This window comes from Arthrobacter sp. SLBN-100 (assembly GCF_006715305.1).
Lineage (GTDB): Bacteria > Actinomycetota > Actinomycetes > Actinomycetales > Micrococcaceae > Arthrobacter.
Genome location: NZ_VFMY01000001.1, coordinates 1,210,910 through 1,234,888 on the forward strand (window position 1 = coordinate 1,210,910; position 23,979 = coordinate 1,234,888).

Below are 23,979 nucleotides of genomic sequence, written 5' to 3' on the forward strand. Positions count from 1 at the left end.
GTTCTGTAAGTTCGCTTCGTTCTAAGGACTAGAGAACGAAGGCGAAGACCAGGCCGAGGATGGCGAGGGCTTCGGTCAGCGCAAGGCCGAGGAATGCGATCGGCTGCAGGACACGCTGTGCTTCCGGCTGGCGGGCGACGCCGTTGATGTAGGCAGCGAATACGAGACCAACACCGATACCACCACCGATTGCGGACAGACCGTAACCTACGAGGTTGAGATTGCCTTCCATTTTTCTTCCTTTCAAGATGCCACCCATGTGGCAGGTTGTTTGGGTTGCTATCATCCCCGCGAGGGGAAGCTTAAGGGTGCCTAGTGGCTGTCGGCGTGAAGCGCGCCTTCGATGTAGATCGCGGTCAGCAGCGTGAATACGTAGGCCTGCAGAACCATGATCAGGGCTTCAAGCATGTACATGGCGATGGCGCCGGCGAGAACCAGGACGGAGGTTCCCTTGAGCAGGACGTTCTCCTGCATGATGAGGTATTCGATGCCGGATCCGGCGATCATCACGATGAGGTGTCCTGCGAGCATGGTCGCGAACAGACGGAGGCTGTGCGTGACGGGCCGGACCAGGAAGTTGGAGATGATCTCGATCGGGATCACGATCGGAAGAATGAACCAGGGAACGCCCGAGGGCACGGTGGCCAGCTTGAAGTAACGGAGTCCGTTCTTCTTCACGCCGATGGTGATCCAGGTGAAGTAGACAAGGCCAGCCAGTACATAGGCGCCGCCCACGTGCGAGAACGTGGGGAGCTGGAACAACGGGATGGCGCCGTAGATGTTGTTCACCAGGATGAAGAAGAACAGGCTGAACAGCAGCGGGACGTACTTGATGAAGTCCCTGCCGCCGATGATGTCCTTGGCGATTCCGTTGCGGACGAAGCCGTAGGCGGCCTCGCCGGCGAACTGGAGCTTGCCGGGTACCAGCTGCTGCTTGCGTGCGGCGAGCACGAAGAAGGCGGCGATAAAGACGACAGAGAGGAGGACCAGCAGCATCTGCTTGGAGAATCCTTCTGCGGCACCCCACGGCAGGATTGCCGGCAAATGCATTTCGTTAATTCCAGGAGGAGTAAACTCTCCTGAATCTTGGGCCGGGAGCGCAAGCGCGATCAACGCGTTTCCTCTCTGCAGTGTCCATCATTGGGCGTTGGGCGGGGACCGGCAGCCTGACGGCCTGCTGTTCCCCCTGTGAAATTATTTGGCATTAGTGTCGCCGTCCTGGGACGGCCCGCTGGCAGCATGGCGCTCCCCAGCGTTTTTGCGAGAACTGGTCAGGCCATGCATGTGGGAAAGGTAAAAACCTCCGACGGCTCCAAGCAGAGCGCCTGCGAGCACAATCCAGCGCGTTCCCCACATATAATCCAGTCCCCACCCTATCAAACTCCAGACGATGATCCCGCCAATGATGTAGCTGAAGACAGCCATTCCGGCGTTGTATCCGCCGTCGGAGTTTTCCCCGGATACACCCGGCGCAGAGCTGCCGGATGCCTGGCTGCCGCTGGGGGCCTTGCCGGGCTTCTTCGGATCACGCATCGGGGGATTCCTTGGTTTCTGGATCGTTGTAGATCTGCAGGCGGGCTTTGCTGAAACCATGGATCTCAGCGGCTTGCCACAGGACGACGGCGGTCACGGCGCCGGCGACAAACCAGCGGCCGTGCAGCCACGCCGGAGCACCGACCATGAAGAGGACGGCGGCGAAGCCCACCACCTTGACAAAGTAGGTGGCCACGAACATGCCGATGACCCCGGAAGGGTTGTTGCGTCCCACAAAGTGCCCCACCAGGAGGCTGATGCCGAAGAACAGCATCACCAGCAACCCGCCGGCGGTACTGGACAGGACGCCGCCCGGACCTTCGAGGATTGCTGCAGGAACGGCGCACAGGACCAGCCCGGCCGCCGCGGCCAGCGAGCTCCGTTTGAGGAGGTTCAGCCAAAGGGACGGCGTGGGGCCGGATGCGCCAACTTTTCCGTTGCCGGACGCAGGTCCGGACTCGGCGTTGGAGGTCATTCGATCCCAATCGTCGGCACCAAAGGCAGGTGGCCAGTAGCAGTGTGGAGGGCAGCTATGGCTGCCCTCAAATTCTACACGAGATAGAACACCGCTCAGGTCACCGGCAGGCGCGTGACCTTGGACGGGCGCCGGTAGCGGCGGATCAGGTCAGGGCTGGCCAGATACACAGCGAGCACCAGCACGCTTGCGGCGACGCACAGCGCAACAATCGGGAGCTGGGCCGTTGCGGCAACAAACCCGAGGATGATCACGGCAGCCGTGCACACTGTGACGGTGGCGGCTGACTGAAGGTGTGAGAAGCCCACGTCCGTGAGCCGTTGGTAGACATGTTCCCGGTGCGACGCGTACCACCGCTCCCCCGCCTTGATCCGGCGGAGCAGCGTATAGCCGGTGTCCGCGGCGTAGACCAGGATCGGTGAGAGGACGTACTCGACGTAGACGCCGCTGAGGAAGCCAGCCACGGCGAGGGCGGCTACCGACGCACCCAGCAAGTAGCTGCCGACGTCGCCCAGGAAGACTGAACCGCGGCCCAGGTTCCAGGGGAGGAAACCGAGGAAGGACATTGCCAGCACGGTACCGCCGGCGGTCAGCCACGGCTGTTCGGACAGCATGCCGGCCACGGCGTAGGCCACCCCGGCTGTCACCCCGTGCAGGCCGGAGATGCCGTTGACACCGTCCATGAAGTTGGAGATGTTCACGTAGGCTGCAACCGCCACGGCTGCCAGGGGCAGCCACCAGAACGACTGGCCCGTGAGGACGATGAGCACCGCGGAGCCGGCCGCACCGATGCCGAGCTGGGCGGCGGCGCGGCCGCGGATTGACATGCCGCGCAGGTCCTCGATCCAGCCCACAGCGGCGCAGGCGGCAATAATCGCAAGCACGACGGCGGATACGGAGCGGTCCACCGTGACGACGCCCAGCAGCACGGCTGCGGCGTATCCAATGGCTGTGGCCAGGGCCGTGGCCACACCCATGCCGCGGATGGTGACTACGACGTGCGATGAACGGGCCGACGGAACGTCAACCACGCCCATCCGGACCAGCAGCGGCTTCACGGCGAAGGGAAGCAGCAGGCTGGCCGCCAGCGTGATGACGGCCACCAGGAGCAACGGCATCACGACGCCACCCGGATGTCACCGGTGTCGTTGGCCTCGTCATCGGGAATGGCAGCGATGCTGGCACCTTGTTCCGCTTCGCAGCGGGCCAGCCAGACGTTGAGGTCAAGCTTGTCCGGGTCCTGCTCCATGGCCCTGGTGTGCGAAATCTTCGGGTGCAGCGGGCGCTTGTCCAGTTCGCCGGTGCCCACCAGTTCCTCGTGCAGCTTCTCCCCCGGCCTCAGCCCGGTGTAGATGATTTCCACGTCCTTGCCCGACATCGCAATCATCCGCTGGGCCACGTCCAGAATCCGCACCGGTTCGCCCATGTCCAGGATCAAAACGTCTCCACCGGTACCGATCGCACCCGCCTGGATCACCAGCTGGCAGGCTTCGGGGATGGTCATAAAGAAACGAGTAACGTCGGGGTCGGTGACCGTGACGGGACCGCCGACGCGGATCTGCTCGGTGAAGAGCGGCAGCATCGACCCGCGGCTGCCCATCACGTTGCCGAACCGGACGGAGACGTACTTGCGGCCGGTCTGGCCGGCCATCCAGGCGGTCAGTTTCTCGGCTACCCGCTTGGAGTGGCCGAGGGCGGTGGTGGGATTGGCCGCCTTGTCGGTGGAAATATTCACGAAGTGCGAGACTCCGGCGCGCCGGGCTGCGCGCAGGACGTTCAGGGTGCCGCAGACGTTCGTTTTCCAGGCTTCCACCGGATACTGCTGCAGCAGCGGGGCGTGTTTAAGTGCGGCAGCGTGGAACACCACTTCCGGCTGCCGGTCCTCGAAGATGTCCTGCAGGGCTTGGCCGTCGCGGATGTTCGCCAGCACGGTGTCGCGGCCTGCCAGCAGGCCGTGGCCGGTGATGGAGATCTGGGTCTGTTGCAGGCCGGTCTCGTCGTGGTCCAGCATGATCAGTTCCGCCGGGTCGAATTGCACGATCTGGCGGCAGAGCTCTGAGCCGATGGAACCGCCGGCTCCGGTGACCAGCACCCGCTTGCCTTTGATGTACCCGGCAATTTCGTCAACCTCGATGTCCACGGGCCGCCGGCCGATCAGGTCCTCCACCGCGACGTCGCGGAAGTCGGAGAAACCGGCGGGGGCGCCCGTGCCCAGCATGTCCCGCAACGGGGGCAGCACCAGTACTCGCACGTTCAGGCCGGCAACAGCGTCCGAGATGCGGCGGACCACGGCGGCCTCCACGTTGGCAAACGCAAGGACCAGCACTTTGGCGCGGGTGCGGCGGATAATCGCCGGCAGGTCGTCGCCGCGGCCCTGGACCTGGACGCCGGAGAGCCGCAGGTGCTTCTTGGCGGGGTCATCATCCACCAGGCCCACGGGAAAGTACGGGGAATCCGGGTCCTGCAGCATCCGGGTCACCAGGGAGTTGCCGAGGAATCCGGCGCCGTAGACCAGGGCGTTTTGTGCCCCGTCCCCGGGCCGGGTCTTGCCCTCGACGTAGAGCCGTTTGGCGTAGCGGGCAGCGCACATAAAGAGGCAGGCAAAGGGGAAGGCGATCAGGCCCACACTGCGGCCGATGTTGATCTCCGCGTAAAGCACCAGCAGGCTCACCGTGATGGTGGCGGCCACAATCACGGTGACGAAAACGAGTGCCCTGGCCTCCTGGAAGCTGCCGAAGGGGTACCGGCCCCGGTACAGGGCAAGGGAGTAGCCGGCCAGCATCTGTGCCACCACGGCGATGGCGGCGATGAGGCTGGCTCCGGCGAGCTGTTCAACCCGGATGCCCATCTCGTAGCGCAGCAGCAGCGCCAGGCCGATCGCCACGACCCACGACATCGAGTCGAGGAAGAGCTGGATCCAGATCCAGAGGGCGGGCTTCTCGTCCCGTACTGCGGCAGATGCGCGCGTTTCTGATTGTGTACTCAACGAAAGATGCAACCGACTTCCACTACCACGGCGGCCAGGCGCCTGTTTCAAAATACCCCGCCGCAACTGTCGGACGGCGTCGGGGCTTAGAACGATACTAATCGCTTCGGGTTCCGCTGCCCGGATACCCCGGCAGCGGCGGCATGGGTTTCCAGCCGACGTCGGCAAGAATAGTCCGCGATTCGCGCCATCCGCGCCAGAGCGCAGCGGCCCCTTTGAGGGTCCGCTCAACGAGGACCAGCCGGACAAGTTCCTTCAGGAAGGTCAGTGCCGTACCCGCCGCGAAACCGGCCGGGTTGAATTTGCCGTGGGCCCGCAGGTAATGCGCCACGTGCCCCCGGTTGCGCATCACGTAGCGTCGGCTCAGGTCGGACGAATCATTGAGGTGGCGCAGTCCCAGGTCCACTTGCCGCTGGGCGCGGACCTTCTTAATGACAAAGGCGTTCACGTACACCACGGGCGTTTCCTGCGCGGCAAGCCAACCGTAGATGAGGTCGTCCCAGGTGATGAAGAACCGCGGGTCCGGCAGGCCGATGCTCCGGGCCACGGAGGCGTTGATGAGCATGCCTTCGAAGTTTCCCACGTTGGTCCGGAAGACGTCCGAATGCCGGAACACGTCGCGGGAGACGGGCAGGAAAATGCCCAGCGCCTCGACAAAGTGGTGCTGCCAGAAAAACGGTTTACCGTTGGCGTCGTACCGGCGGCCGATCATGCAGGAGTATTCCGGCGTGAACTTCTCCAGGGCTTCCACCGCGCCGGGAAGCACTTCGACGTCGTCGTCCATCAGCCACAGCCATTCGGCGCCGGATTCCAGCGCCAGTTCCACGCCGCGCGAGAACCCGCCCGCACCGCCGACGTTCCGGTCCAGCCGTTCGTACTGGATGGGCAGCCCGGCCGCGGTGGCCTGTGCGACGACGTCCGGCGTATGGTCGCTGCTGGCGTTGTCCAGCACCAGGATCCGCGTGGGTGCGGTGTCCAGCCGGCCGAAGGAATCGAGCAGGTTGCGCAGGAAGTCGGCCCGGTTGTAAGTGACGACGACGGCGTACAGGTTCTCCACGGCGGCCTAGCGGTTGGCGGACATAAGGTCTGCAGGTGAGCCGAAGCCCTTGCCGCGGAAGCCGGTCGAATAGGCTCTGAACCAGTGCGCCAGGCCTTTGAGGTCTCCGGTCTTCAGGAAGTAGTAGGGGAAGCCGATGATGTCCGCGCTGAACCAGCGCAGGTTCCGGTACTTGCGGGTCAGGTAGCCCCGGTTGCGGAAGTAGCAGTAGCGCTTGAACTCACCCTCGGGGATGACGGGGGTGATGAACCCGCCGAACACCGGTTTCATCTCGGTCCAGGTGGCTGGGTGCTGCACCGCGACTGTGGCGAGGGTGCCGTACTTCAGCCCGGCCTTTTTCACGCGCGACAGGAAGTCGACTTCGTCGCCGCGGATGAAGAACTTCACATCCGGAATGCCGATCCGGTAGAAAACCTCGGTCCGGATCAGCGCACCGTTGAAGAAGTGCACCATGTCCGGCAAGTATCCCATCGGCGCCAGCCGTGAGCGGTCGTTGGTCAGCAGCCCGTTGATGCGGAAATTGAAGGACAGCCGGTTGGGGTCTGCCGTGGCGGCTACCAATGGGCTGATGATGTCCAGCTGGTGCTCCTCGGCGGTGCGGAGCAGCTCGGCCAGGCAGCTGGCATCTTCGGGGTGGCCGTCGTCGTCCATCATCCAGATCCACTCGGCGCCGCTGGCCATGGCCGCCAGGATGGCGTACGCAAAGCCGCCCGCGCCGCCGAGATTGGCCTCGGAACGCAGGTAGTTAATATTCTGCGCTCCCCCGGCATTGACGACGGCGGTGGCCGGCTCAGTGCCGGAGTCCACCAGGGCGATCGAATGGATCGGCGCGGTCTGGGCGGCGAGGCCCTTCAGGAGCAGGGCAAGCTCCTCGTGGCGGTCAAAGGTTACGGCCGCGACGGCGACTTTGGGCTGCATATGTCAGTTCCCCGTGTTGTTGTCGGTGGTACTGACGGCACTGCTGCCGGCAGCGGTAGGTGCTGGAGCCTCCGGCTCCGCTGGTTCTTCCGCTGCCATGGGAATCTCGCCGAGTCCCAGGACACCCGGAACCTGTTCCCGGAGCTGTTCCAGGCTCACCGCTCCGTTGCGGACCACGCGCAGGAGGGGGCCGGTGGCGTCCACGATGGTGGAGGGTACGGCGGCCTCGCCTTCCCGCGGCCGGAAGCCGCCCTCAAGGTAGACCTCAACGGACTCTGCAAGCTGCTCGCGGGCTGCGGCGGCCGTTTGTCCCGGTGCCTGGCCGGTGCGGTTGGCAGAGGAAACGGCGAGCGGGCCGGTCAGCGTCAGCAGCTCGAGGGCGATTTCGTCGGCGGGCATGCGCAGCGCCACCGTCCCCTTGGTTTCGCCCAGGTCCCAGTCCAGCGACGGCTGGGCATGAAGGATCAGCGTCAATCCGCCGGGCCAGAATGCCTCGGCAAGCTTGCGGGCGTCAGCCGACACCTCGGTGGCGAGCCCGTCGAGGGCGTTGATGCGCGGAATCAGCACGGGCGGAGGCATGGTGCGGCTGCGCCCTTTCGATACCAGCAGCATGGTGACGGCCTGCGGCGAAAAAGCGTCGGCGCCGATCCCGTACACCGTGTCGGTGGGGAGCACGACGCACTTCTTCTCACTGACAGCACGCTGGGCATGCTCCAGGCCCCGGGCACGCTCGTCGTCACTGGTGCAGTTATAGGTTGTGGTCACTGGCCCATTCTTTCATTCCGTATGGTCTGGTCCGGGAGCACGGCGCTGGTGGCGCGCTCCTTGCCGTTGAGGTCCCGGTGGGTGGTGATCCTGGTCCAGGATCCTGACCTGCCCAGCATCGCCGCGATCCACTCTGCCTGGACCTCTGCGTGTTCCATCACGAAGTAGCCGCCGGGTACCAGCAGCCGGGCAGCCGAGGCGGCTGCCGCCGTCGGAAGTTCCATGCCGTCCGCGCCCCCGCCGTACAGCGCTTCCGGCGGGTCATGCAGGGCCACCTCGGGCTCGTTGGGGATGGCCTCCGCCGGGATGTACGGCGGGTTGGAAACCACGACGTCGAAGGTTCCGTTCAGTTCCTGCAGTGCGTTCCGCAGGTCCCCCAGGACGAGGTGCACGCCCAGGGGTGCGAGGTTTTTGGACGCCCACGCGTGGGCGAAGGGGCTGAATTCCACCGCGTGCACCTCGGCGCCGGGCACTTCGTGGGCGATGGAGCCCGCGATGGCGCCGGACCCGGTTCCCAGGTCGACGATCCGGGGGTGGGCCATGTCCTTGACGTGGTCAATGACCAGCTGGACCACGGATTCGGTCTCCGGCCGGGGAATGAACACGCCGGGCCCCACGGCCAGCTCGAGGTAGCGGAAATGCGCCACGCCGGTGATGTGCTGGAGCGGGACCCTGCTGGCGCGCTCGGCCACGAGGGCTTCGTAGCCAACAGGTGCAGGCGTATCACCGAGCATCATGGCGCGTAGCCGGCCCAGCCCCACGTTCAGCAGGTGGTCGGCAAGCAGCTCCGCGTCCACGCGCGGGCTCGGCACACCGGCCTCCCGCAGGATGGCTGTGGCCTCGGTGACGGCATCAGCGAGCGACTGGCCTGGCCCGAATGTCATGTCCTGGGTTCCGTGTCCTGAATGTCCGCCGGACGGACTAGTCGCCGATGGCGTCCAGGCGCGCCTGTTCGTCCATCTCGATCGCGGACTGGATGACCGGTTCCAGGTCGCCGTTCATGACCTGGTCCAGGTTGTACGCCTTGTAGCCGGTGCGGTGGTCCGCGATGCGATTTTCGGGGTAGTTGTAGGTGCGGATGCGCTCCGAGCGGTCCATGGTGCGGATTTGCGACTTCCGCTGGGCCGAGTTTTCGGCGTCGATCTGCTCCTGCTGGTGGGCCAGGATGCGTGCGCGGAGCACGCGCATGCCGGCCTCGCGGTTCTGCAGCTGGGATTTTTCGTTCTGCATGGCCACCACGATGCCCGTGGGGAGGTGGGTGATGCGCACAGCGGAGTCGGTGGTGTTCACGGACTGGCCGCCAGGGCCGGAGGAGCGGTAAACGTCAATCTTGAGGTCGTTCTGGTTGATCTCAAGCTCTTCAGGCTCGTCCACTTCAGGCAGAACGAGCACGCCGGCGGCAGACGTGTGGATGCGGCCCTGGGATTCCGTCACGGGAACCCGCTGCACCCGGTGCACGCCGCCCTCGAACTTCAGCCGGGCGTACACGCCCTCGGCGGGATCATTCGAGCTGCCCTTCACGGCCACCTGGACGTCCTTGTAGCCGCCAAGGTCCGACTCGGTGGCGGAGATGATTTCAGTCTTCCAGCCGCGCGATTCCGCGTACCGGGTGTACATGCGCAGGAGGTCGCCGGCGAACAGGGCAGCTTCGTCGCCGCCTTCGCCGCCCTTGACCTCGAGGATCACGTTGCGGGCGTCGTCAGGATCGCGCGGGATGAGCAGTCGGCGCAGTTTCGCCGCAGCAGTTTCCAGGGCAGCTTCCAGTTCGGGCACCTCGGCAGCGAACTCGGGATCCTCGTCCGCCATTTCCCTGGCAGCAGCAAGGTCATCACGGATGCCTTCCCACTTGTGATAAGCCTCCACAATGCCATTGAGCTGAGCCGAACGCCGCCCAAGCTTCCGGGCAAGCCGCTGATCAGCATAAACAGCAGGATCCCCCAGCTGCGCCTGGATAGCATCATGCTCATCAAGCAGGCCCTGTACGGACTCAAACATTTTTCAAAACCTTTCGACGCGCTGGGAAACAGTCTAGTGACGCCCACAGCGGCAGGTGACGTACGGCCGTCGTCGCATATTTTTTGCCGGCCAGGGAGTGGCATCGGGCCTGTCGGAGCGTTGCTGCTGACGTACGCAGTATGTCAGCAGCAACGCGAAGGGGCGGGGCCGGCAAAAAATATGCGACGGCCCCGCCCCGGATAAAGCTATTTGTCGTTATCCGACTTCGCGCCAAGCGTCGTCTTCTGGACCTGCATCAGGAACTCAACGTTGCTCTGGGTCTCCCGGATCTTGTTGGTCAGGAGTTCAAGGCTCTGCTGGGTTTCGAGTCCGGAGAGGACGCGGCGCAGCTTCCACATGATCTTGACTTCCTCGGGCGAGAGCAGGTTCTCCTCGCGGCGGGTGCCGGACGCGTTGACGTCCACGGCCGGGAAGATGCGCTTGTCTGCCAGCTGGCGGGACAGGCGGAGCTCCATGTTGCCGGTGCCCTTGAACTCTTCGAAGATGACTTCGTCCATCTTGGAGCCGGTTTCCACAAGGGCGGTAGCCAGGATGGTGAGCGAGCCGCCGTTTTCGATGTTGCGGGCTGCACCGAAGAAGCGCTTGGGCGGGTACAGCGCTGCAGAATCCACACCACCGGACAGGATGCGGCCGGAGGCCGGTGCTGCCAGGTTGTAGGCGCGGCCCAGCCGGGTCATGGAATCCAGCAGGACCACCACGTCCATGCCCATTTCAACGAGGCGCTTGGCGCGTTCGATCGAGAGCTCGGCCACAGTGGTGTGGTCGTCGGCCGGACGGTCGAAGGTGGAGGCAATGACCTCACCCTTGACGGTGCGCTGCATGTCCGTGACTTCTTCGGGACGTTCGTCAACGAGCACCATCATGAGGTGGACCTCAGGGTTGTTGGTGGTGATCGCGTTGGCGATGGACTGCAGGATGAGGGTCTTGCCGGCCTTGGGCGGGGACACGATCAGGCCGCGCTGGCCCTTGCCGATGGGGGCAACGAGGTCGATGACGCGGGGGCCGATCTTCTTGGGATCGGTCTCGAGGCGCAGGCGCTCTGACGGGTAGAGCGGAACCAGCTTGGCGAATTCGACGCGGTCCTTGAGTTCCTCGGCGGTCTTGCCGTTGACCGAGGTGACGCGGACCAGGGCGTTGAACTTCTGGCGGTTCGACTGCTGGCTGCGGTCCTCGCCATCGCGGGGTGCGCGGATCGCGCCAACAACGGCGTCGCCCTTGCGGAGGTTGTACTTCTTGACCTGTGCCAGGGAGACGTAGACGTCGTTCGGGCCGGGCAGGTAGCCGGAGGTGCGGATGAACGCGTAGTTCTCCAGGACGTCGAGGATGCCTGCAACGGGCAGCAGGACGTCGTCCTCGGTGACCTCGACGTCGTCGACGTCGGGTCCCTGGGCGCGTCCACGCCGGCGGTCGTTGCGGTCGCGGAAGCGGTCGTTGCGCGGGCTGCTGTCCCGGTCCTGGCCGCCCGAGCGGTCATTGCGGTCATTCCGGTCGCGCCGGTTGCGGCGGTTGCGGCGGCTGCCGCCGTCGGCGTCTTCGCTGTCGCGGTTGTCGCGGTTGTCATCGCGGCGGGCACCTTCACGCTGGCCCGCCTCGCGGCTGCCGGCGTTGTCCCGGCTGCTGTCGCCGCCTTCACGGGTGTCGCGGCCACGGCCGCGCCCGCCTTCGCGGCGGTCGGTGCGCTGGCCGGTTTCTTCGGCTTCAGTGCGTTCGGCGGTGCGCGGTTCAGTGGTGCGCGGTTCAGTGGTGCGCGGCTCTGCAGTGCGCTGTTCACCATTGCGCGGCTCTGCGGTGCGTTCCTCGGCATCGGCCTGCTCAGCCGGTGCCTCAGCGGTTTCAGCGGCCTGCGGCGTTGCCGCGGCTGCTTCGCCACGCCGGCGGTTGCGGGTGCGGGGCTGGCGGCGCTCGGCGGCGCCTTCAGCCGCTTCGGGAGCTTCCCCAGCGGCGGGAGCCTCAACCGGAGCGGCAGGGGCTTCGGCAGCGGTTTCAGCAGCTGCCTGGGCAACGACTCCGTCACTTACGGCACGGCGGCTGCGGCCGCGGCCGCGGGTCCGCGTGCCTTCGGCCGGGGCTTCCGTGGTTTCTGCCGCGGCCGGAGCGGACACTGCGGGAGCAGCATCAACAGGGGCTGCAACTGCCGGTGCGGACACCCTGTCCACAGCCTTTGCGGCTGTCTTGGCCGGGGCCTTGGTCATGGGAGTGCCGGCGCGGTGGGCGGAGATGGCGGAAACCAGGTCCCCCTTGCGCATCCGGGAACCACCGGAGATACCGAGCTGGCTGGCGAGTGCCTGCAGCTGGGCGAGCTTCAGGCCGGCAAGGCCGCTGCTCTTGGCGGGTGCTGCCGGCGATTCGGCAACAGAAGATAGTTCCACAGCTGGCGACAGCTCAGTGGTTTCGGTCACGAAGGATCCTTCCCCCTCGACGGCGTCCAGACGAGGAGCTGGACGCGATGATTTGATCTGGGCTGCAGTTCAGATCTGCAGCCGGGATTTTTCGGCCTTGCCGGTTGAATATCGGCCAGCAGGGCCGGATACTGATTCACTCTGCGCTCCGCCAAGGTGGAACTCTGGGCTGACGGTTCAGGGGCAGTTTAAGGGCTGCAGATTCCTGCGACAGACCAAGCAGGTGGCACCGGAATAGATTGAGCAGTAGGAGACCAAGCTGCAACTAAGTGCATAAGCAGATCAGATAGGCGTCAAATTACCGCCGGTGCAGTTCCACCTTAGCACCTTCAACGTCCACTGCCAGCTTCAGTACGCGCCATCCTGTGTCCGGCGTGTTCGCTGCGGCGAACTCCTCGATGAAAGTGACGACGTCGCCGGCTTCAGCCTGACCCTCAGCCAGGACCAGCACGGTGGGCCCGGCACCGGAAACGACTGCTGCATGCCCGGCTGCGCGGAGTGCCGAGATCAGCGCAGCGCTGGGGCGCATGGCTTCTGCCCGGTAACTCTGGTGGAGGTAGTCCTCGGTACCGGCGAGCAGGAATTCGGGTTTGGTGGTCAGGGCGTGAATCAACAGGGCGGCGCGCCCGGCGTTCATGGCAGCGGCGTGGTGTCCCACGGATGCCGGAAGAAGCGCCCGGGCGGTTTCCGTGGACAGCTCGAAGTCCGGAACCGCGACGACAGGAACAACAGTTCCGGACACAGTGGCACTAGTGCTGCTGTACTGGTCACTGTCCTGCCACGACAGCGCCAGTCCGCCGAAAATGGCCGGTGCCACATTGTCCGGGTGTCCCTCAAGCTCGCTGGTCAGCTGGAGGATCCAATCCTTCCCCCGCCGGCTGGCCTCCGGCACCAGGGCGTTCGCCGCCGAAATGGCGGCCACCACGGCCGACGCCGAGGAGCCCAGGCCGCGGCCGTGGGGAACAACATTTTCCGCGGTCACCTTGAGGCCGCCGTGCCGGAAGCCGAGCCGTTCGAAAGCGGCCTCCATCGCCCTGATGACCAGATGGCTGGCATCGCGTGGCAGCGTTTCAGCCCCCTCGCCAGTGAGGTCGAACAGGAGCTCCTCTGATTCGAGGCTCTCCACCATCAGCGTGTCATGCAGCGCCAGGGCAAGGCCCAGGCTGTCGTAGCCCGGACCAAGGTTGGCGGTGGTGGCAGGAACGCGGACTGTGACGCGCTGTCCGGCTTCAATAAGCTGCAGATCCACGGCGGCCTGCGAGGTGGTGTCCAAGGCTACTTTTCTTCCAGTCCCAATTCGGCAGCAACGGTAACAACATCGTTGGGGACCTTGACCGGCTGGACGTCGCTGCCGTCCTCGGTGCGCAGCGCCCACTGGGGATCCTTGAGGCCGTGGCCGGTGACCGTGATGACGATGGTCTTGCCGGCCGGCACCTCGCCGGCGGCGTGCTTCTTCAGCAGTCCCGCCACGCCGGCCGCGGAACCCGGCTCCACAAAGACGCCTTCACGCGATGACAGCCAGCGGTGGGCGTTGAGGATTTCCTCGTCGGTGACGGCGTCGATCAGTCCGCCGGATTCGTCACGGGCACCAATGGCGCCGTCCCAGGAAGCGGGGTTGCCGATCCGGATGGCCGTGGCGATGGTATCGGGCTCGGTGATGGGGTGGCCGGCAACGAAGGGCGCAGCCCCTGCAGCCTGGAAGCCCCACATAACAGGGGTTTTGGTGGAGACGGCCGGCAGCGTGCCTGCGGTGTCGGACTCGAACGGAGCGGAGTACTCCTGGTAGCCCTTCCAGTAGGCGGTGATGTTGCCCGCGTTGCCGACGGGCAGGACGTGGATGTCCGGGGCGTCGCCCAGCGCGTCCACGATCTCGAACGCGCCGGTTTTCTGCCCCTGAATGCGCGCCGGGTTCACCGAGTTGACCAGGAAGACCGGGTAGGACTCCCCCAGTTTCCGGGCGATGTCGAGGCAGTTGTCAAAGTTGCCGTCCACCTGCAGCAAAGTGGCACCGTGGGCGATGGCCTGGCTGAGCTTGCCCATGGAGATCTTGCCTTCAGGCACCAGGACGGCGCACTTCAGGCCCGCCGCCGTTGCGTAAGCTGCAGCAGAGGCGGAGGTGTTGCCGGTGGAAGCGCAGACAACGGCCTTGGCTCCGGAGGCTACTGCCGCCGTCATGGCCATGGTCATGCCGCGGTCCTTGAACGAGCCGGTGGGGTTCATGCCCTCCACCTTCAGGTACACTTCCGAGCCGGTAAGCTCCGACAGCTTCGCCGCGCGCACGAGTGGGGTGCCGCCCTCGCCCAGGGTGATGACCCTGGTGGATTCCGTCACGGGCAGGCGGTCAGCATATTCGCGGATGACGCCGCGCCATTGGTGAGCCACTTAGACTCCTTCTACCCGCAGAACGGATGTAACTGAATTGATGACGTCCAGGGCCTTCACGGCCTCGACGGTGGCCGCGAGGGCAGCCTCTGACGCGCGGTGGGTGACGATCCGCAGTTCGGCCGACTCCACATTGGACTCGGCGTCGCGGTGGATGGTCTGCCGCATGATTTCGATGGAAACGCCGTGCTCGGCAAACAGTTGGGCGATTCTGGCTAAGACGCCGGGCTGGTCCGCAACGTCGAGGCCGATGTAGTAGCTGGTGATGGCGGCGTCGATGGGCAGTGCCGGCACGTGCCCTGTGGTGGTCTCCGTGCGTCCCGGACCACCAAGGACCAGGCGCCGGGCAGCCGAAACGAGGTCGCCCAGCACGGCAGACGCCGTCGGGGTTCCGCCGGCACCCTGCCCGTAGAACATCAGCTCACCGGCGTTCTCGGCTTCGATGAACACGGCGTTGAAGGCACCGTGGACGGCGGCCAGCGGGTGTTCGCGCGGCAGGAGGGTGGGGTGCACGCGCACGGACACGCCCTCGTTCCCCTCGGCGTCAACCAGCTTTTCGGCGATGGCCAGCAGCTTGATCACAAAGCCGGCATCCTTCGCAGCGGCGATGTCAGCGGCGCTCACGGAGGTGATGCCTTCGCAGTGCACGTTCTCGAGGGCGAACCGGGTGTGGAACGAGAGGGAGGCGAGGATGGCTGCCTTCGCGGCGGCGTCGTGGCCCTCGATGTCGGCGGTGGGGTCTGCTTCCGCATAACCGAGGCGCTGGGCTTCGGCCAGGGCATCCGCAAACTGGGCCCCGGTGGAATCCATCTGGTCCAGGATGTAGTTGGTGGTGCCGTTGACGATGCCCAGCACGCGGGTGATCCGGTCGCCGGACAGGCTGTCGCGGATGGGGCGCAGGATGGGGATGGCCCCGGCCACCGCAGCTTCATAGGACAGCTGGACGTGGGCCTTGTCAGCCTCTTCATAAAGGGTGGGACCATCCTGGGCAAGGAGGGCCTTGTTTCCGGTGACCACGCAGGCGCCGTTGCGCAGCGCGGAAAGGATCAGCGTCCGGGCAGGTTCGATGCCGCCCATCAGTTCGATCACCAGGTCTGCGTCCTTGACCAGGGTCTCGGCGTCAGTGGTGAACAGTTCCTGGGGCAGTTCCACGTCCCGGGCTGCGTTGACGTTGCGCACCGCAATCCCACTGAGCTGCAGGTGTGCACCGGTCCGGGCGGCAAGGGCGTCGGCGTCCTCAATGAGAATCCGCGCAACCTGGGCCCCAACGTTGCCACAGCCCAGCAGGGCCACTTTCAGGGTTCGCAATTCAGACATTCAGACTCCCATGTCGCGGTTGAGCAGATCTTCTTCGGTTTCCCCGCGGACAATCAGCCGGGAAGATCCGTCGCGCACCGCGACAACGCCCGGCCGGGCCAGATAGTTGTAGTTGCTCGAGAGGGCCCAGCAGTAGGCGCCGGTTCCCGGTACAGCAAGCAGATCACCGGCTGCCACGTCCTCGGGCAGATATACATCTCTAACAACTATGTCGCCGCTCTCGCAATGTTTGCCCACCACGCGGGACAGCTGCGGGGCCGCGGCAGACGTGCGGGACGCCAGAATCGCTGAGTAATCCGCGTCGTAGAGCACCGGGCGGGCGTTGTCGCTCATGCCGCCATCCACCGAAACATACCGGCGCGGGTACGTAACGTTGTTATCGCCGTCACTGGCATTTGAAGCGGCGGGAGCGTCCACGCGAACGGTCTTCAGCGTCCCCACCTCGTAGAGGGTGAAGGTGGTGCTGCCCACGATGGCGCGTCCCGGCTCAATGGAGATGCGGGGCGCATCGATGCCCAGTTCCGCGCAGGTGGAACGCACGACGGCGGCCATCGCCTCCGCGATCTCCGCAGCGGGGCGCGGGGTGTCCACCGGCGTGTACGCGATGCCATAGCCGCCGCCCAGATCCAGTTCCGGCATCACAATCGCGTACTTTTCCTGCATGGCAGCAAGGAAGCGAAGCAGCTTCTCCGCGGCCAGCGCGAAGCCGTCCGGCTCGAAGATCTGGGAGCCGATGTGGCAGTGCAGTCCCAGCAGGTCGATGCCGGGGTGCGCTGCAGCAGCGGCGACGGCCTCCTCCGCAGCCGAGAGGCCGGCCTGCCCGGTGGTGTCCGCGGCCATGGAGAGGCCGAACTTCTGGTCCTCGTGGGCGGTGGCGATGAACTCGTGGGTGTGGGCATGGACGCCGGGGGTGAGCCGCAGCATGACCTTTGCCTGGTCACCGCGCGCTTGGGCGATGGCCCCGACGCGTTCCAGCTCGGCAAGGCTGTCCACCACAATGCGGCCCAGTTTCATGTCCAGGGCCCGGTTAATCTCGCCGTCGGATTTGTTGTTTCCGTGCAGTGCAACCCGCTCCCCCGGGATTCCGGCACGTGCGGCGACGGCCAGTTCGCCGCCGGATGAGGTGTCCAGGCGGAGCCCTTCCTCCTCGACCCACTTCACCACTGCGGTGCACAGGAAGGACTTCCCCGCGTAGTAAACGTCCACGCCGCCGCAGATGTCCGCGAAGGCAGCGTCAAACGAATCTTTGAAGGCGCGGGCCCGGGCACGGAAATCCGCCTCATCCATCACGAACAGCGGTGTGCCGAACTGTTCTTTCAGGGCGGCGACGGAAACGCCGGCAACGGCCAGGCCGCCGTCCTCGTTCCGTGCAACGCTCTTGGCCCACATAGGTTCGTGCAGTGCGTTGAGGTCCTCAGGTACCGCAAGCCATTCAGGCGCCAGCGGGGACGCGGTGTTTCCGTTCTGCACAGACATTGCCGTCACATCCGCTCCGGTGCTGAAACGCCAAGCAGGTCAAGGCCGTTCGCCAGCACTTGGCTGGTGGCGTCGTTGAGCCACAGCCGGGTGCGGTTGACGTCCGTCACTGCTTCATCGCCCATGGGCGCAATGCGGCAGGCGTCGTACCAGCGGTGGTAGGCGCCGGCGATGATTTCGAGGTGGCGGGCCACGCGGTGCGGTTCACGCAGTTCCGCGGCCTTGGCCACGATGGAGGGGTAGCTGCCCAGGTAGGAGAGCAGCTCGTTCTCGGTGGCATGCTCCAGGAGCGAGGCGTCGAAGCTGTCTTTGCCGTCCACACGGCGTTCCACCCCGGCAGCGACGGCGTTGCGGGCTGCACCACGGGAGCGGGCATGGGCGTACTGCACGTAGAACACCGGGTTTTCGTTGCTGTGCTTCTTCAGCAGCTCCGGGTCCAGCGTCAGCGGGGAATCTGCGGGGAACCGCGCCAGGGAGTAGCGGACGGCATCCTTGCCGAGCCAGTCGATCAGGTCCTTGAGCTCGATGATGTTGCCGGCGCGCTTGGACAGCTTGGCGCCGTTCACGGACACCAGTTGGCCGATGAGTACCTCGATGTTCACCTCGGGATCGTCCCCGGCGCAGGCAGCGATGGCCTTGAGCCGGTTGATGTAGCCGTGATGGTCGGCGCCGAGCAGGTAGATCTTTTCGGTGAAGCCGCGGTCCTTCTTGGAGAGGTAGTAGGCGGCGTCCGCGGCGAAGTAGGTGGGCTCGCCGTTGGCGCGGATCATCACCCGGTCCTTGTCGTCACCAAAGTCCGTGGTCCGCAGCCAGACCGCACCGCCGTCGTCGAACACGTGGCCCTGTTCGCGAAGGCGCGCCACGGCACTTTCGATGGCGCCGGCGTCGTGCAGTTCCTGCTCGGAGAAGAACACGTCAAACTCGACGCCGAAATCCGCCAGCGTGGACTGAATGTCCTTCATCTGTGCTTTGTAAGCAGCGGCGCGGATGACCGGAAGGGCTGCCACTTCGGTGAGTTCGCGGATGTCCGGGTGCTCGGTGAGGACTTCGTGGCCGAGGTCCGCGATGTACTGGCCAGGATAGCCGCCGTCGGGCACGGGCAGGCCGTGCAGGCGGGAGTACACGGAGTTGGCAAAGGTGTTCATCTGGGAACCGGCGTCGTTAATGTAGTACTCCGCCGTGACGTCGGCGCCGGAAGCACGCAGCACGCGGGCAATCGAATCGCCCAGCGCGGCCCAGCGGGTGTGCCCGATGTGCAGGGGGCCGGTGGGATTGGCGGAGACGAACTCCATGTTCACGGTGTGGCCGGCGAGCGCAGTGTTGGTTCCGTACTGCTTTCCTGCCTCGACAATCACCTTGGCGAGGGCGCCGGCAGTAGCAGCGTCCACGGTGATGTTCAGGAAACCGGGCCCGGCGATATCCACCGCGGAGACGCCGTCGATGGACTTCAGGTGCGCGCTCAGGACAGTGGCGAACTCGCGTGGATTGGTGCCTGCCTGCTTGGCAAGCTGCAGGGCAATGTTGGTGGCCCAGTCTCCGTGGTCGCGGTTCTTGGGCCGCTCCACGCGTACCTCGTCAGGCACTGCTGATGCTGAAAGGGCGATCTCGCCGGCGGCGACGGCGTCTTTCAGGCAGGCGGATATGGCGAGGGAGAGTTCTTCGGGAGTCACCCCTCTAGCCTACCGGGGGCCGGTGACAGCAAAAGAATTGGGACGGGTGTCCTGCGCCATAGGCGCTCCGGGAAAAATACACAAGCCAGTTGCAAGGTGAACCAATACGCTGGGATTTGTCGTTGACACCACTGTAAGCACTTCCACCAGACACTTAACCGAAATGAGAGCCTTGATGAGACCGTCAGTCCGCAAGAGTGTTTTCGCCGGAATCGCCGGCCTGTCCCTCGCTGGAACTGTGGCGGCTGCGCGCTCTCCGCCGCCGAAGGCACACCCGGTGCCCCCGCGGGAAGCGCAGCGGAAAATTCTGCCGCCACCCCATCAGCAGGGGCGTCATCGCTGGCCGGCGGTTCCACGTACAAGGACGGGACATACAGTGCTGACGGAAACTACGTCTCCCCCAACGGAACGGAGACGGTGGGGGTGGAGCTTACCCTTGCCGGAGGCACGGTCACCGGCGTCAACATCACCCAGCATCCCTCCAACCCGAACACCCGCAAGTTCCAGGGGGAATTTGCCGGCGGTATAGCGGCGCGAATTGTGGGCAAGAGCATCGACGGACTCAACGTCTCCAAAGTTGCCGGCTCCTCCCTGACCAGCGGCGGGTTCAACCAGGCCGTGGAAAAGATCAAGCAGGAGGCGCAGTAGACGGTGCCAAACGGGGACTGGGAGGACTTTGCGTTCGAGGGGATCGGAACGCAGTGGGAGATCTCTACGCCTGTTCCGCTTAGCGGGCCGGTCAGGGCGCGCCTGGTGGAACGGGTGGAGCATTTCGACGCAGACTGGTCCCGTTTCCGTTCCGATTCCCGTGTCAGCGCCCTCGCCCGCAGGCCGGGGCGTTATGAGTTTCCGGATGAGGCGGAGCGGCTTGGCGTCCTTTACCGGACGCTGTACAGCATGACTGACGGCGCCATGACCCCACTGATCGGTGCTTCCCTTGAACGGCTGGGGTATGACGCCGGCTACTCCCTTAAGCCCTCCGGTTTCCCGTTGGCGGCGCCACCCTGGGACGCCGTCCTGGAGTGGGCAGGCACCACCATCACCACCACAGCTCCGGTGGTGCTGGACATCGGGGCGGCGGGCAAAGGCCTGCTGGTTGACCTGCTCGCGGAGGAACTGGTTGCCCAGGGCCTGGAAGCGTTCGTCATTGATGCCAGTGGCGACCTGCTTGCGTGTGGTCCGCTGCCCACCGAGGTGGCCTTGGAGCATCCCTACAATCCGGCCCAGGCCATTGGAATCGTGCCCTTGGCCGGGCAGGCCCTGTGTGCCTCTGCTTCCAACCGCCGCGCCTGGGGTGACGGACTGCACCACGTGCTGGACGGAACCACCGGGCAACCGGTCGGGACCGCCGTCGCCACCTGGGCCCTGGCGGACACCGCGATGCTGGCCGACGCCCTGGCCACCGCCCTTTTCTTTGTCCCCGGAGACCAGTTGCAGGAGGAATTCGATTTCTCCTGGCTGACTGTTTTTTCCGATGGCAGCGCGGCCCGCTCCGCCGACTTTGAAGGGACACTGTTCACATGAGCCCTGTTGAAACGCTAAAAGCCGGCCCTGTCCCCTCAGTGGCCGGCCGCGTGGACACCGCGCTGGGCCGGTTCACCATGTACCGGCTGATCCTCCTGGTCCTCGCGGCCCTTGCCCCGTACAGCCTGTTGCTCGATGCCCTCGGCTGGCTGACTTTCGGCATCCCCGAAATGCTCGGGCACCTGGCCCTGTGCCTTGGCCTGACGTACGCCTCGAACAGGGCCCTGGCCGCACTGTTCCATGTGCGGCCCCATTCGGAGTCCTCGCTCATCACCGGCCTGCTGCTGTATTTCCTGTTCTGGCCTTCCTTCGCGCCAATGGATACGGCCGGCGTGGCGTTGGCCTGCGTGCTGGCGTCGGCGTCGAAATATGCGCTGGCGTGGCGCGGCCGCCATATCTTCAATCCAGCGGCTGCAGGCGCCTTCACGGCCGGGCTCACGGGACTCAACATTGCCACCTGGTGGGCGGCGACCCCTGCCATGCTGTGGCTGCTGGTTCCCGGCGTCCTCCTGGTCCTGTACCGCACCCGGAAGCTCCTGATGGCCGCCGTCTTCCTTGTGGTGGCCACAGCCGTCATCAGCCAGGAACTGCTCCAGGCCGGTATGTCCGCAGGAATGGCCTTGTGGCAGGCTCTTGCCCAGCGGCCGCTGCTGTTCTTTGTGGGGTTCATGCTCACCGAGCCGCTGACGCTGCCGCCGCGCAGGTGGCAGCAGCTGGGGTTGGCGGCTGTAGTGGGCGCGGTCTTTGCCGTCCCCTACAACTTCGGCTTCCTGGCCAATTCACCCGAGGCCGCGCTGCTGTTCGGCAATCTGCTCGCCTTTATGGCGAGCCAGAGGGGCAGCGTGAGGTTGAGGTTCACCGGGTCGAGGGCTCTGACGTCCACCACCACCGAGTTCTCCTTCGAGCCCTCCCGCCCTGTCCGTTTCCTGCCAGGGCAGTACATGGAGCTGGACTTGCCGCACAGCAAGGCGGACGGGAAAGGACGACGCCGGGTGTTCAGTTTGACCGGCTCCCCCGGTGAGCGCGTGGTGAAGTTCGGTGTACGGACCGCCGAGCCCGTCTCCGCCGCCAAGAAGGTCCTGCTTTCCTTGAAACCGGGCGATGAGGTGACGGCCACGTCGGTAGGCGGCGACTTTGTCCTCCCCCGCGATCCCAGGAAGCCTGTGCTGCTGATCGCTGCCGGGATCGGCATCACGCCGTTCCTCTCGCATCTCTCTTCCGGCGGCCTGCGGGACCGCGACACTGTCCTCCTCCTGCTTGCCAGAACTGCTGAAGAGGTTGCGTACGCGGACGAACTGAAGGCCGCCGGCATCCGGGTTATGGCCCGGATTGCGGACGGATCGGAACCGCCGCCGCACATCACCGCATTTCCGGCAGACGGATCCCGGCTGGACGGGGGCGCCCTCAAGACCATGATTCCCGATGTCGCTGACCGCGATGTGTATATTTCGGGTTCACCGGCGAGCGTCGCTTCCTTACGGCGCGCGGCGCTGGAGGCGGGAACGCGACGCATCCACGTGGATTCGTTCTCAGGGTACTGATATTCAAGTCCCTGCCGGCCCGGGCCGGCCTCGGCGGACCCGCGGGCGGATGGCCGATTTTCCCTTGCGGGCCACCTTACTGCTAAGCTCTAGGACGTCCCGCCAGCAACGGCAGGAACCCCGGATTGCCCTCGTAGCTCAGGGGATAGAGCGTCTGCCTCCGGAGCAGAAGGTCGTAGGTTCGAATCCTATCGAGGGCACACAGAAAAACCCGCCGTTTCAGTTCACTGAAACGGCGGGTTTTTACGTTTTCACAGTTTGCGGGTCTTCCGGGTTAGCCCGGTCTTGCAGATTGGCCCGTATGCGCCCAGGTCCCCTTCTTCGGGGAGGACTTGGACCGGCCCGATGCGTTTTGACATGCCCCATCGGCCGACCATCATCCGGGCAAGGTGGGTGCTGGTCTGCAGGTCGCTTTCGGCGCCGGTGGTGACGACTCCGAAGACGAGGTCTTCGGCCGCCATGCCGCCCAGTGCACCGACGATCCTGCCCTTGAGATAGTTTTCGTCGTACCCGTACCGGTCTGTGTCGGGTGTGGAAAGGGTGCCGCCCAGGGGACGGCCGCGGGGGATGATGGAGATTTTCCGGACAGGGTCGGCGCCGGGCTCAAGCATTCCCAGACGGGCGTGCCCGGATTCGTGGTAGGCGGTGCGCCTGCGTTCCTCGGCGGGCATCACCACGTTCCTGACGGTCATCCCGGGGTGATGCGGCTGCCGGCGTCAAGATCCACGTCGGCGGCGAGCTTGTTCCCGGGTGCGGCCACCGCCCTGGAGCGGGTGGGATGGTTCAGTCTTCGCATTCGGTGCAGTACTTTTTCCCATCTCTTTCCTTGGCGAGCTGGCTGCGGTGGTGGACAAGGAAACAGGACATGCAGGTGAATTCGTCGGACTGGACCGGGATGACCTGGACGAGCAGTTCCTCGCCAGAAAGGTCAGCGCCGGGCAGCTCGAAAGCCTCGGCGAGATCGGCCTCATCGACGTCGATGACAGCCCCCTTAGGGGTGGCAGCCTCTGTCTTAAGCTCCTCGAGGGACTCGGTGCCCTCGTCCTCGGCCGTCGCCCGTGGAGCATCGTAGTCAACGGACACTCAGATTCTCCTTCACTTCCAATCAATCAGGGATCACTGCTAAACCCGGCACGCTGGCGCCTTATTCCCTGCCGCTTCCCCGGCCGGAAAACCCGAAAAAACGGGCCGCGGGCTGGAAGGTTTTTCGTCCTCCGGGTTGTTTATTTTGGCGGACCAAAGAAGGCACCGGAAAGGTATTCCGCCATGATTCGCATAGCAATCGTGTTGGGGAACAGCCGCCCGGGACGGCTCGGAAGGGCTGCGGCCGACTGGGTGCACGCACGGGCAGCGGAGCGCGAGGACGCGACGTTCGAGGTCCTGGACGTCGCCGACTTCAATCTGCCGCTGCTGGATGAGCCCCTGCCGCCCTCCACGGGCAGATACAGCCGCGGGCACACGAAGGCCTGGTCGGACGCAGTCGCTGCTTTTGATGGCTACATCTTCATCACCGGCGAATACAACCATTCCGTTCCCGGGGCGCCGAAGAACGCCCTGGGCTACCTCTATAAGGAGTGGAACAACAAGGCCGCCGGGTTCGTCAGCTACGGAAGCGCCGGCGGTACCCGGGCGGTGGAGCATTTGCCGCCTATTGCCGGGGAGCTGCAAATGGCGGACGTCCGCGCCCAGGTCGCCCTGTCTCTGGCCAGTGAGTTTGAAAACCTCCGGACGTTCACGCCCTCAGAGGCCGCCGAGAAGAATCTGCAGACCCTTCTTGATCAGGTCATTGCCTTGGCCGGGGCGCTGAGGGTCCTGCGCCCGGGCAAGGATGAGGACAAGCCTTCCTATGTTCTCGCCGGCCCGGGCAGCGAGTAGATCGAGAATGGGCAACGTTTCCTGAAGGCGTGCGGGAGGGAGCAG

General features: G+C 65.1%; 22 protein-coding genes, 1 tRNA gene and 1 pseudogene. 5 read left to right on the top strand and 19 right to left on the bottom strand.

What is annotated here, in order from left to right; genetic code table 11:
- Positions 1-28: 28 nt before the first annotated feature.
- The 17 genes from atpE to argS all read right to left on the bottom strand — a co-directional run bounded on the left by atpE (position 29) and on the right by argS (position 18,994).
- Positions 29-232 carry an ATP synthase F0 subunit C gene (gene atpE, locus FBY31_RS05610; RefSeq protein ID WP_009356484.1) on the bottom strand — a complete coding sequence of 68 codons (204 nt, stop codon included), beginning with the start codon at positions 230-232 and terminating at the stop codon, positions 29-31.
- Positions 233-312: 80 nt separating this feature from the next.
- Positions 313-1,113 carry a F0F1 ATP synthase subunit A gene (gene atpB, locus FBY31_RS05615; protein WP_142037926.1) on the bottom strand — a complete coding sequence of 267 codons (801 nt, stop codon included), beginning with the start codon at positions 1,111-1,113 and terminating at the stop codon, positions 313-315.
- An 81-nt stretch (positions 1,114-1,194) separates the two neighbouring features.
- The gene (locus tag FBY31_RS05620; RefSeq protein ID WP_142037929.1) at positions 1,195-1,533 is read right to left on the bottom strand and encodes an AtpZ/AtpI family protein; all 339 of its coding nucleotides are present in this window, start codon (positions 1,531-1,533) and stop codon (positions 1,195-1,197) included.
- A complete protein-coding gene (locus FBY31_RS05625) occupies positions 1,526-2,008 on the bottom strand; it encodes a hypothetical protein (protein ID WP_142037933.1) in 483 nt (160 codons plus the stop codon). Before FBY31_RS05625 ends, FBY31_RS05620 begins: the two co-directional genes overlap by 8 nt.
- Before the next feature lie 95 nt (positions 2,009-2,103).
- Positions 2,104-3,126 carry an MraY family glycosyltransferase gene (locus tag FBY31_RS05630; protein WP_235012936.1) on the bottom strand — a complete coding sequence of 341 codons (1,023 nt, stop codon included), beginning with the start codon at positions 3,124-3,126 and terminating at the stop codon, positions 2,104-2,106.
- Entirely contained in the window at positions 3,126-4,994 is a 1,869-nt protein-coding gene (locus FBY31_RS05635) for a polysaccharide biosynthesis protein (protein ID WP_142037939.1), read from the bottom strand. The genes FBY31_RS05630 and FBY31_RS05635 overlap by 1 nt, the downstream gene beginning before the upstream one ends.
- A 97-nt stretch (positions 4,995-5,091) precedes the next feature.
- On the bottom strand, positions 5,092-6,051 hold the full coding sequence (locus FBY31_RS05640) for a glycosyltransferase (protein ID WP_142037941.1): 960 nt from the start codon (positions 6,049-6,051) through the stop codon (positions 5,092-5,094).
- A gap of 6 nt (positions 6,052-6,057) precedes the next feature.
- Complete coding sequence (locus tag FBY31_RS05645) at positions 6,058-6,969, bottom strand: glycosyltransferase (protein WP_142037944.1); 912 nt, start codon at positions 6,967-6,969, stop codon at positions 6,058-6,060.
- 3 nt (positions 6,970-6,972) lie between these two features.
- The gene (locus FBY31_RS05650) at positions 6,973-7,734 is read right to left on the bottom strand and encodes an L-threonylcarbamoyladenylate synthase (RefSeq protein WP_142037947.1); all 762 of its coding nucleotides are present in this window, start codon (positions 7,732-7,734) and stop codon (positions 6,973-6,975) included.
- On the bottom strand, positions 7,731-8,618 hold the full coding sequence (prmC, locus tag FBY31_RS05655) for a peptide chain release factor N(5)-glutamine methyltransferase (protein ID WP_142037950.1): 888 nt from the start codon (positions 8,616-8,618) through the stop codon (positions 7,731-7,733). The genes FBY31_RS05650 and prmC overlap by 4 nt, the downstream gene beginning before the upstream one ends.
- Before the next feature lie 37 nt (positions 8,619-8,655).
- Positions 8,656-9,729 carry a peptide chain release factor 1 gene (gene prfA / locus FBY31_RS05660; protein WP_142037953.1) on the bottom strand — a complete coding sequence of 358 codons (1,074 nt, stop codon included), beginning with the start codon at positions 9,727-9,729 and terminating at the stop codon, positions 8,656-8,658.
- 206 nt (positions 9,730-9,935) lie between these two features.
- The gene (rho, locus tag FBY31_RS05665; RefSeq protein WP_142037955.1) at positions 9,936-12,149 is read right to left on the bottom strand and encodes a transcription termination factor Rho; all 2,214 of its coding nucleotides are present in this window, start codon (positions 12,147-12,149) and stop codon (positions 9,936-9,938) included.
- Positions 12,150-12,447: 298 nt separating this feature from the next.
- Entirely contained in the window at positions 12,448-13,422 is a 975-nt protein-coding gene (gene thrB, locus FBY31_RS05670; protein ID WP_142037958.1) for a homoserine kinase, read from the bottom strand.
- Positions 13,423-13,424: 2 nt separating this feature from the next.
- Positions 13,425-14,531, bottom strand: a complete 1,107-nt coding sequence (thrC, locus tag FBY31_RS05675; RefSeq protein ID WP_142037961.1) for a threonine synthase — start codon at positions 14,529-14,531, stop codon at positions 13,425-13,427.
- A complete protein-coding gene (locus FBY31_RS05680; RefSeq protein WP_142037964.1) occupies positions 14,532-15,848 on the bottom strand; it encodes a homoserine dehydrogenase in 1,317 nt (438 codons plus the stop codon).
- On the bottom strand, positions 15,849-17,324 hold the full coding sequence (lysA, locus tag FBY31_RS05685) for a diaminopimelate decarboxylase (RefSeq protein ID WP_142037967.1): 1,476 nt from the start codon (positions 17,322-17,324) through the stop codon (positions 15,849-15,851). It lies immediately after the preceding gene.
- Between the two features lie 5 nt (positions 17,325-17,329).
- A complete protein-coding gene (argS, locus tag FBY31_RS05690) occupies positions 17,330-18,994 on the bottom strand; it encodes an arginine--tRNA ligase (protein ID WP_142037969.1) in 1,665 nt (554 codons plus the stop codon).
- A gap of 175 nt (positions 18,995-19,169) precedes the next feature.
- On the opposite strand from argS, the pseudogene FBY31_RS05695 reads away from it, so the two are divergent.
- The 4 genes and pseudogenes from FBY31_RS05695 to FBY31_RS05710 all read left to right on the top strand — a co-directional run bounded on the left by FBY31_RS05695 (position 19,170) and on the right by FBY31_RS05710 (position 22,259).
- Positions 19,170-19,642 (top strand): annotated as a pseudogene (locus FBY31_RS05695) (FMN-binding protein).
- Positions 19,643-19,645: 3 nt separating this feature from the next.
- On the top strand, positions 19,646-20,518 hold the full coding sequence (locus tag FBY31_RS05700) for an FAD:protein FMN transferase (protein WP_142037972.1): 873 nt from the start codon (positions 19,646-19,648) through the stop codon (positions 20,516-20,518).
- Positions 20,515-22,059, top strand: a complete 1,545-nt coding sequence (locus FBY31_RS05705; protein ID WP_142037975.1) for a ferredoxin--NADP reductase — start codon at positions 20,515-20,517, stop codon at positions 22,057-22,059. The genes FBY31_RS05700 and FBY31_RS05705 overlap by 4 nt, the downstream gene beginning before the upstream one ends.
- 127 nt (positions 22,060-22,186) lie before the next feature.
- A tRNA-Arg gene (locus tag FBY31_RS05710) sits at positions 22,187-22,259 on the top strand.
- A gap of 51 nt (positions 22,260-22,310) precedes the next feature.
- On the opposite strand, the gene FBY31_RS05715 is transcribed toward FBY31_RS05710, so the two are convergent.
- Both FBY31_RS05715 and FBY31_RS05720 read right to left on the bottom strand, forming a co-directional pair.
- On the bottom strand, positions 22,311-22,751 hold the full coding sequence (locus FBY31_RS05715) for a hypothetical protein (protein WP_235012938.1): 441 nt from the start codon (positions 22,749-22,751) through the stop codon (positions 22,311-22,313).
- A gap of 91 nt (positions 22,752-22,842) precedes the next feature.
- Positions 22,843-23,142 carry a DUF4193 domain-containing protein gene (locus FBY31_RS05720; protein ID WP_142037978.1) on the bottom strand — a complete coding sequence of 100 codons (300 nt, stop codon included), beginning with the start codon at positions 23,140-23,142 and terminating at the stop codon, positions 22,843-22,845.
- A 183-nt stretch (positions 23,143-23,325) separates the two neighbouring features.
- Here FBY31_RS05720 and FBY31_RS05725 point away from each other — a divergent pair, with 183 nt between their 5' ends.
- Complete coding sequence (locus FBY31_RS05725) at positions 23,326-23,934, top strand: NADPH-dependent FMN reductase (RefSeq protein ID WP_142037981.1); 609 nt, start codon at positions 23,326-23,328, stop codon at positions 23,932-23,934.
- Positions 23,935-23,979: the final 45 nt, after the last annotated feature.

What these genes read in the sequence shown, in the direction of transcription:
- FBY31_RS05630 (WP_235012936.1), bottom strand. Translation starts at nt 3,126, where the DNA reads ATGCCGTTGCTCCTGGTGGCCGTCATCACGCTGGCGGCCAGCCTGCTG.
- prmC (WP_142037950.1), bottom strand. Translation starts at nt 8,618, where the DNA reads ATGACATTCGGGCCAGGCCAGTCGCTCGCTGATGCCGTCACCGAGGCC.
- FBY31_RS05715 (WP_235012938.1), bottom strand. Translation starts at nt 22,751, where the DNA reads ATGACCGTCAGGAACGTGGTGATGCCCGCCGAGGAACGCAGGCGCACC.
- prfA (WP_142037953.1), bottom strand. Translation starts at nt 9,729, where the DNA reads ATGTTTGAGTCCGTACAGGGCCTGCTTGATGAGCATGATGCTATCCAG.
- atpE (WP_009356484.1), bottom strand. Translation starts at nt 232, where the DNA reads ATGGAAGGCAATCTCAACCTCGTAGGTTACGGTCTGTCCGCAATCGGT.
- FBY31_RS05705 (WP_142037975.1), top strand. Translation starts at nt 20,515, where the DNA reads ATGAGCCCTGTTGAAACGCTAAAAGCCGGCCCTGTCCCCTCAGTGGCC.
- FBY31_RS05725 (WP_142037981.1), top strand. Translation starts at nt 23,326, where the DNA reads ATGATTCGCATAGCAATCGTGTTGGGGAACAGCCGCCCGGGACGGCTC.
- FBY31_RS05620 (WP_142037929.1), bottom strand. Translation starts at nt 1,533, where the DNA reads ATGCGTGATCCGAAGAAGCCCGGCAAGGCCCCCAGCGGCAGCCAGGCA.
- FBY31_RS05625 (WP_142037933.1), bottom strand. Translation starts at nt 2,008, where the DNA reads ATGACCTCCAACGCCGAGTCCGGACCTGCGTCCGGCAACGGAAAAGTT.
- FBY31_RS05680 (WP_142037964.1), bottom strand. Translation starts at nt 15,848, where the DNA reads ATGTCTGAATTGCGAACCCTGAAAGTGGCCCTGCTGGGCTGTGGCAAC.
- lysA (WP_142037967.1), bottom strand. Translation starts at nt 17,324, where the DNA reads ATGTCTGTGCAGAACGGAAACACCGCGTCCCCGCTGGCGCCTGAATGG.
- FBY31_RS05645 (WP_142037944.1), bottom strand. Translation starts at nt 6,969, where the DNA reads ATGCAGCCCAAAGTCGCCGTCGCGGCCGTAACCTTTGACCGCCACGAG.